Below are 11,493 nucleotides of genomic sequence, written 5' to 3'. Positions count from 1 at the left end.
ATTTAAAAATACTCCCAGGGTCCGACATGCCCTTTTTTGTGAGTGGGATTCACGCGCTCAAGTCGGGCCCATCGGGTTGAGGAACGCCAGCGCGCCCACCGCGTCCAGGCGCGGCGGGGAGTGGAGCGGGGAGGCCGTCACGTCGAAGGTGCGGTGCACGCCTTGGAGTTCGATGCGGATGAGGCTGCGCTCCAGCGCGTCGGTCTGGAGGGCCTGCACCGGGGCGAGGCGCGCGAGCTCGGCGTCCACGAGCGGATGCGCGCCGGCCGTGAAGTCCAGGAACCGAAGGCCCGCATCGAGAAAGCGCGGCATCGACACCTCGACCTCGGCGGAGAACCCGAGCACGTACCGGGCCGCGCGGGAGATCGCCACGATCCGGGTGTCGGCCGAGAGCAGCAGACAGGCGTCGGCGCTCGCGGCCACGGCGGTGCGCCAGGTGGACAGCGCCGGGTCGAGCCTGCGGCCGTCGGGCCCAGGCGCGTTGGCGCGGAGCGGGATCACGAGTTCGAGCTGTGTCAATTGGGCGTCCCGGGGGTTGGCGTCACGCACAGTCCCTCAACGTTAACAGAGATAAGTTGATCTTCATCCTCCGCGCGTCTACCCTCAGGTCATGAGTGCCAACGACGCGCCCGTGTACGGAGTCGACTCCGAAGTGGGCCGCCTTCGCAGTGTCATGCTCCATCGGCCCGGCGGCGAACTGCGCCGCCTGACCCCGCGCAACACCGGTGCGCTGCTGTTCGACGGGCTCCCGTGGGTCGAACGCGCGCAAGAGGAGCACGACGAGTTCGCGCGGGTCCTCCTCGACCACGGCGTCGAGGTCTTTTACGTGAACTCCCTGCTCGCCGAGTGCTTCGAGCGGGCCGAGGCCCGCGAGGCGGTCACCGTCTCGGTCACCGCCGACCCGAGATTGGGTCACACGCTGCACCGCGAGCTCGCCGCGCACCTGGCCGACCTGAGCCCCGAGCGGCTCGCCGCGGTCCTGGTCGAGGGGCTCACCAAGGAGGAGTTCGGGTCCTCGCAGAGCCTGCGGCACAGGATGATGCGCCCCACCGAGTTCGTGATCGACCCGCTCCCGAACATGATGTTCACGCGCGACTCCTCGGTGTGGATCGGCGACGCGGTGGCCGTGACCAGCCTCGCGATGCCCGCGCGCCGCCGCGAGACCACGCTGACGGGGATCATCTACCACCACCACCCGCGCTTCGCCGACGTCCCGAAGATCTACGACCCGTCGCTCGAACACCTCGAAGGCGGCGACGTGCTCGCCCTCGCCCCCGGCGTCCTCGCGGTCGGGGTCGGCGAGCGGACCACTCCCGCGGGCGTCGAACGCCTGGCGCGCAAGGCCTTCGAGCGCGGCACGATTCGCACGGTCCTGGCCGTCCCGATCGCGCAGCGCCGCGCCACGATGCACCTGGACACGGTCTGCACCATGGTCGACCGCTCCCGCATGGTCATCTACGCGCCCGCCGCGCAGCGCCTGGAGGCGTACACGCTCACCAGCGCCGACAACGGCGAGTCCCTCGACGTCAAGGGCCCCAGGCGCTTCCTCGACGCCGCGGCCGAAGCGATCGGCGTCGAGCGGATCGAGATCATCCACACCGGCGAACGCGACGTGGTCACCGCCGAACGCGAGCAATGGGACGACGGCAACAACACCCTCGCCCTCGCCCCCGGCGTCGCGGTCGCCTACGAACGCAACACGGTCACCAACGCCCGCCTCGAAAGGGCCGGCGTCAAAGTCCTCACCATCCCCGGCTCCGAACTCGGCTCCGGCCGAGGAGGCCCCAGATGCATGTCCTGCCCCTCGATCCGAGAGGGCCTGTAGGCACGAAGGAGGCCGCGAACCCAACCGGGTTCGCGGCCTTCTTCGTTCGCTTAGATGTTCGCGGCGATGTCGGTTCGGTGGTAGGCGCCTTCGAGTTTGATGCCTTCGGCTATCGAGTAGGCCTCTTGGCGGGCCGCTGCCACTGAGGGGCCGGTGCCAACGCAGCCGAGGACTCGGCCGCCGGTGGCGATGAGTTGGCCGGTGGCGTCGAGGGCGGTGCCGGCGTGGAGGACGCCGTCGGCGTCGGCGCCGTAGAGGGGGCGGCCGGTGACCGTGGTGCCCGGGTAGCCCTCGTTGGCGACCACGACGCACACGGCGGCGCCTTCGCGCCACCACAGCGGGCCGAATTCGGCGAGTTTGCCGGTGGCCGCCGAGTGGAGGAGCGTGCCCAGGGGGGTCTCCAGGAGCGCGAGCACCGCCTGGATCTCCGGGTCGCCGAAGCGGGCGTTGAACTCGACTACTTTGAGGCCCTTGGCGGTCAGGGCCAGGCCGCAGTAGAGGGTGCCCACGAACGGGATGCCGCGCCCGGCGAGTTCGGCGAGGGTGGGTTCGGCGACGCGTTCCATGATCTCGGCGACGAGGTCGTCGGGGGCCCACGGGAGGGGGCTGTACGCGCCCATGCCGCCGGTGTTGGGGCCGGTGCCGCCGTCGCCGATGCGCTTGAAGTCCTGCGCGGGGAGCATGGCCTTCGCGGTGTGGCCGTCGGAGATGACGAACAGGGAGACCTCGGGGCCGTCGAGGTACTCCTCGATGACGACCCGGTCGCATTCGAGGGCGTGGGCGAGGGCCTGGGCGCGGTCCTCGGTGACCACGACGCCCTTGCCGGCGGCGAGGCCGTCGTCCTTGACGACGTAGGGCGCGCCGAACTCGTCGAGCGCGGCCTCGGCCTCCTCGCGGGTCTTGCAGGCCCGCGCGGCGGCGGTGGGCACGCCCGCGGCGGCCATGATCTCCTTCGCGAAGGCCTTGGAGCCCTCGATCCGGGCCGCGGCGCCGCTGGGCCCGTACACGGGGATGCCCTTCGCGCGGACCGCGTCGGCGACGCCCGCGACCAGCGGGGCCTCGGGGCCGACGATGACGAGGTCGGCCGCGGCGGTGACCGCGAGGGAGGCGACGGCCGCGGGGTCGGTCTGGTTCACCGGGACGCACTCGCCCAGTGAGGCCATGCCGGGGTTCCCGGGGGCGCAGATGAGTTTGGTGACGGATTCGTCCTCGGCCAGGGCCGCCGCGAGGGCGTGCTCGCGGCCGCCGGAGCCGATCAGGAGTACTCGCACTCCGCCAGTTTACGGGGCGGATACGTGCTGGTTAACCGCCACGCCGAGTGGTTCCCGCTACTCGGGAGCATGAAGCGCGCGACCGCACAGTGAGAAGTGCCATGATTGGCCGCGTGACTGCGAATGTGCTCGCCGAGCGTTACGCCTCCGCGCCGATGCGCGACATCTGGGACCCCGTCGGCAAGATCAAGGCCGAAAGGCGCCTGTGGGTCGCGGTGCTCCGCGCCCAGCACGAGCTCGGCGTGACCGTCCCCGACGGGGTGATCGACGCGTACGAGCGCGTGATCGACCAGGTCGACCTCGACTCGATCACCGAGCGCGAACGTGTCACGAAACACGACGTGAAGGCGCGGATCGAGGAGTTCTCGGACCTCGCGGGGCACCAGCACATCCACAAGGGCATGACCAGCCGCGACCTCACCGAGAACGTCGAGCAGATGCAGGTCCGCCAGTCGCTCGAACTCGTCCGGGGCCGCATCGTGGCCGCGCTGGTGCGCCTGGCCGCCCGCGCCGAGCAGTACCGCGACACCGTCATGACCGGCCGCAGCCACAACGTCCCGGCGCAGGCCACGACCCTCGGGAAGCGCTTCGCGACCTGGGCCGAGGAGCTCCTGGCCGCGTACGACCGGATCGAGGACCTGCTCAAGCGGTATCCGCTGCGGGGCATCAAGGGCCCGGTCGGGACCGCCCAGGACATGCTCGACCTGTTCGACGGCGACACCGCGAAACTCGCCGAGCTCGAACGGCGCGTGGCCGCCCACCTCGGGTTCGAACGCGTCATGGACTCGGTCGGGCAGGTCTACCCGCGCTCGCTCGACTACGAGACCGGCACCGCGCTCGTCCAGGCCGTCGCCGCCCCCTCCAGCGCGGCGCTCACGATCCGGCTCATGGCCGGGGCCGAGCTCGCCACCGAGGGCTTCATGCCCGGCCAAGTCGGCTCTTCGGCCATGCCGCACAAGATGAACACCCGTTCCTCCGAACGCGTGAACGGCCTCGCGGTCGTCGCCCGCGGGTACGCCGCGATGCTCGGCGAGCTCGCGGGGGACCAGTGGAACGAGGGGGACGTGTCCTGCTCGGTGGTCCGGCGCGTCGCGCTCCCCGACCTCTGCTACGCTGTCGACGGCCTCTATGAGACGTTCCTCACCGTGCTCGACAACTTCGGGGCCTACCCGGCCGTGATCGGCGCCGAACTCGACCGCTACCTGCCGTTCCTGACCTCCACGAAGGTCCTCATGGAGGCCGTCAAGCAGGGCGCCGGAAGAGAGGACGCCCACGAGGCCATCAAGGAGCACGCCGTCGCCGTCGCCCGCGCCATGCGCGAGGAAGGCCAGCGCTCCAACGACCTGTTCGACCGCCTCGCCGCCGACGCGCGGCTGCCGCTGGACCGGGCCGGACTGGACGCCCTCGTCGCGAATACGGGTGAATTCTCCGGCGCCGCAGGCGATCAGGTCGACCGTGTCGCCGAAAGAGTGGCCGCGGCGGCGAAAGCGCACCCCGAAGCGGCCGCGTACCGGCCCGGCGGGATTCTCTGAGTCGCTGTGACTTGGCACGGTTCGGTCAGCGCGGCGCTGGTCCGGGCTGTTGCGCGTGAATATGCTTGGCCTGTTCCGTCCATGTGACCGACAGGAGTGCGACCGTGGCCCGTGTAGTGGTCGACGTGATGCTGAAGTCCGAAATCCTCGACCCCCAGGGCGAGGCCGTCCTCGGGGCGCTGCCCCGACTCGGTGTCACCGATGTGGCGTCGGTGCGGATCGGCAAGCGCGTCGAGATCGAGTTCGACGAGAACGCCCAGGACGTCGAGGAGCAGTCGCGCATCATCGCCGACCAGCTCCTGGCCAATCCCGTGATCGAGAACTTCACCGTGTTCGTCGAGCCCGAAGCCGTCGAGGCGGCATGAGCGCGCGCATCGGGATCGTCACGTTCCCCGGTTCGCTCGACGACCGGGACGCCGCCCGCGCGGTCTACCTGGGCGGCGCCGAGCCGGTGGCGCTGTGGCACGACGACGCGCAGATCCACGGCGTCGACGCCGTGTGGCTGCCCGGCGGGTTCTCCTACGGGGACGCGCTGCGCTGCGGGGCCATCGCCCGCTTCAGCCAGGTGATGGACACCGTCAAGGCCGCCGCGGCCGAGGGGATGCCGGTCATCGGGGTCTGCAACGGCTTCCAGGTCCTGTGCGAGTCGCACCTGCTGCCCGGCGCCCTGGTGCGCAACGCCCACCTGCGCTACCGCAACCGGCCCGCGCGCCTGCGCGTGGAGACCGACCGCACGGCGTGGACCTCGGCGTTCGCGGCCGGGACCGAGACGGTCTTCCCCGCCAAGCACGGCGAGGGCCGCTACGTGGCCGACGAGGCGACCCTGGACGCGCTGGAGCGCGAGGGCCGGGTCGTGTTCCGCTACCTCGACAACCCGAACGGGTCGATGAGGGACATCGCCGGGGTGTCGAACGAGGCCGGGAACGTGGTCGGCCTCATGCCCCACCCCGAGCACGCCGTGGAGGCGCTCACCGGGCCGTCGACCGACGGCCTGGGGCTGATCGCCTCCGTTTTGGCCCATCTCAGCGAGGGAGCGAGCCGATGAGCAGGCAACTCGACACCGCGGTGGACACCGTCGGCGTGGCCGACGCGACCCCCGACGAGAAGCAGCCGTGGGCCGAACTGGGGCTCAAAGAGGACGAGTACCAGCGCATCCGCGAGATCCTCGGCCGCCGCCCGACCCAGTCGGAGCTGGCGATGTACTCGATCATGTGGTCCGAGCACTGCTCGTACAAGTCCAGCCGCGTGCACCTGCGCCAGTTCGGCGAGAAGAACGTGAAGACCCCGCGCCTGTTGGCCGGGATCGGCGAGAACGCCGGCGTGGTCGCGATCGACGAGCACATCGCCGTCACCTTCAAGGTCGAGTCGCACAACCACCCGTCGTACGTCGAGCCCAAGCAGGGCGCGGCCACCGGCGTGGGCGGCATCATCCGCGACATCATCGCGATGGGCGCGCGCCCGATCGCGGTCATGGACTCGCTGCGGTTCGGCGCCATCGACCACCCCGACACCGCCCGGGTCCTCCCGGGCGTGGTCGACGGCGTCGGCCACTACGGCAACTGCGTGGGCCTGCCCAACATCGGCGGCGAGACCTACTTCGACGCCTGCTACCAGGGGAACCCCCTGGTGAACGCGCTGAGCGTCGGCGTCATGCCCCGCTCGCGCCTCCAGTCGATGCAGGCCAGCGGGGTCGGCAACGTGGTGATCCTGTTGGGCGCCAAGACCGGCCGCGACGGCATCGGCGGCGTCTCCGTGCTCGCCTCGGCCACGTTCTCCGAGTCCGGCGAAGACGACGCCAGGCCTTCGGTGCAGGTCGGCGACCCGTTCACCGAGAAGCTCCTCATCGAAGTGTGCCTGGAGCTGTTCGACGCCGGGCTCGTCGTCGGCGTCCAAGACCTCGGCGGCGCCGGGCTCACCTGTGCCCTGAGCGAGACCGCGGCGGCCGGGGACGGCGGCATGCACGTCGACCTCGAACTGGTCCCACTGCGCGCCAAGGGCATGGAACCGCACGACATCCTCGCCTCGGAGTCGCAGGAGCGGATGCTCCTCATCGTCGACCCCGCCAAGGCCGAGGAAGTCCTCGCCCGCGCCCACCGCTGGGGCCTGCTGGCCACCGCGATCGGGCAGGTCACCGACACCGGCCGCCTGGTCGTGGACTTCCACGGCCAGACCGTGGTCGACGTCCCGCCCGCGTCGCTCGCCGACGAGGGCCCGGTCTACCACCGGCCCATCGCCGAACCGAACGACCTCGCGCTCATCGCCGTCGACCGGGCCGAGACGCTGCCGCGCCCGACCACCGACGAGGAGATCCGCCAGACCATCCTCGACATGGCCGCCAGCCCCAACCTGTGCGACAAGTCCTGGATCACCGAGCAGTACGACTCCTCGGTGTTCGGCAACACCGTCCTCGGCGCGCCCCACGACGCGGGCGTGGTCCGCCTCGACGAGCGCACCGGCGTCGGCATCGCGCTCTCCTTGGACGGCAACGGCCGCTTCGCGCGGCTCGACCCGTATCACGGCGCGCAGCTGGCGCTGGCCGAGGCGTACCGGAACGTCGCCGTGACCGGCGCGACCCCGATCGCCGTCTCGGACTGCCTGAACTTCGGGTCCCCGGAGGACCCGCACGTGATGTGGCAGTTCGAGCGGGCCGTGACCGGGATCGCCGACGGGTGCCAGAAGCTGGGCATCCCCGTGACCGGCGGCAACGTCTCGTTCTACAACCAGACCGGGCGCGAGGCGATCCACCCGACGCCGGTGATCGGCGTCCTCGGCGTCCTCGACGACGTGGCCCGGCGGATCCCGCTGGGGTTGGGCAAGACCGGCGACACGATCGCGCTGATCGGCGAGACCCGCGAGGAGCTCTCGGGCTCGGAGTGGGCGCAGGTCAAGCACGGCCACCTCGGCGGGGTGCCGCCGAAGGTCGACCTCGACCACGAGATGAAGCTCGCCGAACTGCTCGCGCGCCTCGCGTCCACCGAGCAGCTCGCGGCCGCGCACGACCTGTCGCAGGGCGGCCTCGCGCAGACCCTGGTGGAGGCGATCTGCCACTCCGGGCTCGGCGCTCAGGTGCTGCTTCCCGAAGGGGCCGACCCGTTCACGTACCTGTTCTCGGAGTCCTCCGGGCGGGTGCTCGTGGTGATCCCGCGCGGCCAGGAGCTCGCCGTCCGCACCGCTTGCGAGCAGCGCGGCCTGCCGATCACGCCGCTGGGCGTGACCGACGCGAACACCGACGGGCTGCACCTGAGGGACCACTTCGACCTCACTCAGGGCGAGCTCGAAGCGGCCTGGAAGGGCCGCATCGCCGCTCGCCTCGGCGAATGACGCGAACCTGAAACCGCCCCGGCGCATCGAGCGCCGGGGCGGTCGTGTTCTCGGCGCACGCCGAAAGCCCGCCTGACCTCTGGGTTAGGGCCCCCGGTTTTCAAAGGTAGCGGGGCGAACGCCAAGGGCGGGAACGGTTCTGCCCTCAGCGGATGGTGAAGGTCGCTCGGCGGCGAAACGCCGCCTAATAAAGAGGTATCGCGCTCACGCAGCCGCATCGTGCGGCGCGAGGTAGCGGCGCTCACTCGGCCGCGTCGAGCGCTTCGCCACCGGGGCCGGTGAGCGGGAGCACTGCCGAGAGGTCGGCACGCTGCCCCGAGGCGTCGACCTTGCCCTTCGTCACGGCGTCGGCGAAGTCGAGCCGCCCGGTGGCCAGTTCGAGGAACACCAGCGGGGCGCATTCGATGACGTTCGGCGGGGTCCCGCGCCGGTGCCTGGGCCCCTCGATGCATTGCACCGCACCGTAAGGCGGCACCCGCACTTCCACGGTGTGACCTGGGGCCTTCTCCGCGAGGGCCTTGAGAAGAGCGCGCACCGCGTCCTTGAGGACGCCGCGCTCGGGGACCTCGTCGTCGTCGATCGCGGTGATGGCGTCGGCCACAGCGTCCACGGGGGAACCTCCGGAGAACGTTAGACTGCTCGTTACGGCCCGTTGCCGAACGGCCGTGCTTTTGAATGTTCGAGCGCTCCCCGCGTGCCGCACCCCGGTCCCGTGATCGAATCGAGACCAGGCATAGTGGCGACGTCGGCCCGCTTCCGTGGGTTCGTCGTGCCTGCCCGTGGCAGATCGCCGCGAGTGAGCGCTGGATGGCACATGCCCAGGAGGGGATGTAGATGACCGTAGCGGCTGCACCGAACGGGCCCCAGACTAACGTCTCGCGCTCGCGGAGCGGGCGACGGGGTGGCCTGCGTGCGCGTTTGCTCGGCCTCGCCGCATCGTTCGGGGTGCTGCTCATCGGCGTCCTCTCGTTCCCGCAGGCCGCGCAGGCCCAGGGCAACTTCGACGGCGCGTTCAACACCGGCGACCCGTGGATCGACATCGGCGGCGCGCCGGTCAACGTCTCGATCTCGGTGTGGGCCACGCACAACGACCCGGCCGGCAAGGAACTCAAGATCGAGGGCGTGCTGCGCCAGCTCGACTCGTACGCCTACGTCAACATCGTCGACGGCGGCGGCTGCACCCCCGAGGGCGACGCGACCCTCAACTGCGGCCTGATCGGCCCCGGCGACTCGCGCACCGTGACCTTCAGCATCACCCCGATGGCCGAGTCGGACCTGCCGCAGGGGCAGCAGAAGACCGGCAAGTTCAAGGTCAAGTTCAACAACGGCGACAAGGAACTCAACGTCACCGTCAACGGCGCGGCCGCCGCGTCGATGTCCTCGCTGTCGGGGCAGGTCACCTCCAACGCCGAGCCGGTCGAGGGCGCGAAGATCAAGCTCACCGACGGCGACGGCAGGGACCACGAGCAGACCACCGGCGGCGACGGCTCCTTCAACTTCACCGGCGACGGCTCGAACCCGCTCGTGGCCGGCGACATGAAGATGGTCATCACCAAGGACGGCTACGAGGACAAGACCGAGGAGTTCAACGTCCCCGAAGGCTCGACCACCTTCACCCGTACGATCACGCTCTCCGAGGTCAAGGCCGAGGAATCGAGCGCCCCGCCGACTTCGGCGCCGCCGCCCACCACCGAGGAGGAGGTCGCCGCCCCCGAGCCCGAGGAGAGCGGCGTCTCCGGCACGCTGATCTTCCTCATCGTGGTCGGCGCTTTGCTCGTCATCGGCGGCATCGTCGGCATCGTGTTCCTGCTGCGCGGCGGCAAGGACGACAAGGACGAGGACGACGACGACAACTTCGCCCCCGACGGCCCGCCCGACCACCAGCCCACCGCGGCCCAGGTCGGCTCGCCCGGCGTGTACCAGGCCGGGCCCGCGCCCGGGTCCGACGCGCCGACGATGATCCACCCCGGCGGCCTCGTCGACGGCGGCGCGGCGACCCAGTTCGGTCCCGCCTACGGCGGCGACGACTCGACGCAGGTCATGCCGCAGTCCGGATTCGGCGCGCCCCCGAGCCCGCTTGGCCCCGACGGCACCACGATCCTCCCGGTCGTCAAGCAGCCGGGCGGCCCCGGCGGCGCCGACGCCACCCAGATCATGCCGCAGGCCAACCTGTCGCAGCCCCCGAGCGCGTTCGCCGACCCGCGCGGCGCGCAGCCGCCTGCGGGCACGAACCGACCGGGGTCGTTCGCCGACCCTGGTGCGACGCAGCCGCATCCGGGCGCCGGGTCGTTCGCCGATCCCGGGGCGACGCAGTCCCATCCGGGTGCCGGGTCGTTCGCCGACCCTGGTGCGACGCAGTCCCATCCGGGTGCCGGCTCGTTCGCTGACCCTGGTGCGACGCAGCCGCACCCCGGCGCGAGCTCGTTCTCGGACCCCGGGGCGACCCGGCCGCACCCGAACGCCTACGGCAGTGACCCGGGCGCGACGCGTCCGTCGCCGTCCCCGACCCCGCCGCCCTCGACCGGCTCGATGTTCGACCCGCAGAACCCGGGCATCGCCCCAGGCGCGCCGTCGGAACCGGGCTTCGGCTCGCATTCGGCCCCGGGCGCTCCTTCGGAACCCGGTTTCGGGTCGCACGGCGCGCCGTCCGAGCCCGGCTTCGGCTCCCAATCGGCGCCGCAGTACGGCCCGGGCTCGCAGAGCTACTCCCCGCAGGGCGGCCAGCCCGCTCAGGGTTTCGGGGCCGGTTACGGCTCGCAACCGGGGACGTCGAGCTACGGCTCCCAGCCGAGCGGTTTCGGGTCCCAGCCCGACCAGTCGAGCTACGGCTCCCAGCCGGGCGCGTCGAGCTACGGGTCCCAACCGGGAACGTCGAGCTTCGGCTCGCAGCCCGACCAGTCCAGCTACGGGTCCCAACCCGGCGCGTCCAGCTACGGCTCCCAGCCCGGCGGCTTCGGCTCGAGCGCGCCGAGCAGCGACCCGCATCCGAGCCAGTCGATGCGCCGCGACCCGTACGCACCGCCCGAGCAGCCCCCGGCCCCGCCCACCGGCGAGTTCGGCGCGACCCGCGCGATGCCCCAGCACGGCAACCAGTCTCAACCCCCGGCCGCCCCCTACGGCGGCGAGCCGAACCGCGATGACGAGGACCAACCCGACTCCCGCCGCTCCGACCGCCGCAACTGGGGCGAATGGGACGACCGCCCCCGCTCCTGGTAACAGGCCTCAAAGCACGCCGCCGCGCCCAAAGGGCGCGGCGGCGTTCTCGTTTCACACCGGCGCAATACGATCCCGTCGCCTCGCGCCTCGCGCCTCGCGCCTCGCGCCTCGCGCCTCGCGCCTCGCGCCTCGCGCCTCGCGCCTCGCGCCTCGCGCCTCGCGCCTCGCGCCTCGCGCCTCGCGACGCAATCGGCCCGGTTCAAATGATCGCGCGAGTCACCGACAATCCCTTGCTGCCGCCTGCCGCCTGCCGCCTGCCGCCTGCCGCCTGCCGCCTGCCGCCTGCCGCCTGCCGCCTGCCGCCTGCCGCCTGCCGCCTGCCGCCTGC

At 71.4% G+C, this 11,493-nt stretch carries 9 protein-coding genes; 6 read left to right on the top strand and 3 right to left on the bottom strand.

The genetic code is table 11. The annotated features are described in order from the left end of the window. Positions 1-57 precede the first annotated feature (57 nt). Positions 58-549, bottom strand: coding sequence for a hypothetical protein (locus tag AB0B28_RS15450; protein WP_360121237.1), 492 nt, complete (start codon positions 547-549; stop codon positions 58-60). Between the two features lie 61 nt (positions 550-610). Here AB0B28_RS15450 and AB0B28_RS15445 point away from each other — a divergent pair, with 61 nt between their 5' ends. Next, positions 611-1,825, top strand: a complete 1,215-nt coding sequence (locus AB0B28_RS15445; protein WP_360121235.1) for an arginine deiminase — start codon at positions 611-613, stop codon at positions 1,823-1,825. A gap of 50 nt (positions 1,826-1,875) precedes the next feature. Here the strand turns inward: AB0B28_RS15445 and purD are convergent, their stop codons facing one another. After that, entirely contained in the window at positions 1,876-3,096 is a 1,221-nt protein-coding gene (gene purD / locus AB0B28_RS15440) for a phosphoribosylamine--glycine ligase (RefSeq protein WP_360121233.1), read from the bottom strand. A gap of 101 nt (positions 3,097-3,197) precedes the next feature. On the opposite strand from purD, the gene purB reads away from it, so the two are divergent. The 4 genes from purB (at position 3,198) to purL (ending at position 7,949) form a co-directional block, all read left to right on the top strand. Beyond that, complete coding sequence (purB, locus tag AB0B28_RS15435) at positions 3,198-4,628, top strand: adenylosuccinate lyase (RefSeq protein WP_360121231.1); 1,431 nt, start codon at positions 3,198-3,200, stop codon at positions 4,626-4,628. Between the two features lie 104 nt (positions 4,629-4,732). Beyond that, complete coding sequence (gene purS / locus AB0B28_RS15430; RefSeq protein WP_360121229.1) at positions 4,733-4,993, top strand: phosphoribosylformylglycinamidine synthase subunit PurS; 261 nt, start codon at positions 4,733-4,735, stop codon at positions 4,991-4,993. Then, complete coding sequence (purQ, locus tag AB0B28_RS15425) at positions 4,990-5,673, top strand: phosphoribosylformylglycinamidine synthase subunit PurQ (RefSeq protein WP_360121227.1); 684 nt, start codon at positions 4,990-4,992, stop codon at positions 5,671-5,673. Before purS ends, purQ begins: the two co-directional genes overlap by 4 nt. Beyond that, positions 5,670-7,949: a phosphoribosylformylglycinamidine synthase subunit PurL gene (gene purL, locus AB0B28_RS15420; protein ID WP_360121225.1), complete on the top strand. Its 2,280-nt coding sequence runs from the start codon at positions 5,670-5,672 to the stop codon at positions 7,947-7,949. The genes purQ and purL overlap by 4 nt, the downstream gene beginning before the upstream one ends. Positions 7,950-8,190: 241 nt before the next feature. On the opposite strand, the gene AB0B28_RS15415 is transcribed toward purL, so the two are convergent. Then, positions 8,191-8,550: a sterol carrier family protein gene (locus tag AB0B28_RS15415; protein ID WP_360121465.1), complete on the bottom strand. Its 360-nt coding sequence runs from the start codon at positions 8,548-8,550 to the stop codon at positions 8,191-8,193. Between the two features lie 317 nt (positions 8,551-8,867). Here AB0B28_RS15415 and AB0B28_RS15410 point away from each other — a divergent pair, with 317 nt between their 5' ends. Further along, a complete protein-coding gene (locus tag AB0B28_RS15410) occupies positions 8,868-11,165 on the top strand; it encodes a carboxypeptidase regulatory-like domain-containing protein (protein WP_360121223.1) in 2,298 nt (765 codons plus the stop codon). The last annotated feature ends 328 nt before the right edge of the window (positions 11,166-11,493 follow it).

The organism is Glycomyces sp. NPDC046736, assembly GCF_040645615.1.
GTDB lineage: Bacteria > Actinomycetota > Actinomycetes > Mycobacteriales > Micromonosporaceae > Glycomyces.
This window is presented reverse-complemented; position numbering and strand designations above follow the sequence as displayed.

Excerpts from the sequence above, each read along its gene's own strand:
- AB0B28_RS15445 (WP_360121235.1), top strand. The coding sequence starts at position 611 with ATGAGTGCCAACGACGCGCCCGTGTACGGAGTCGACTCCGAAGTGGGC.
- purB (WP_360121231.1), top strand. The coding sequence starts at position 3,198 with ATGATTGGCCGCGTGACTGCGAATGTGCTCGCCGAGCGTTACGCCTCC.
- purL (WP_360121225.1), top strand. The coding sequence starts at position 5,670 with ATGAGCAGGCAACTCGACACCGCGGTGGACACCGTCGGCGTGGCCGAC.
- purQ (WP_360121227.1), top strand. The coding sequence starts at position 4,990 with ATGAGCGCGCGCATCGGGATCGTCACGTTCCCCGGTTCGCTCGACGAC.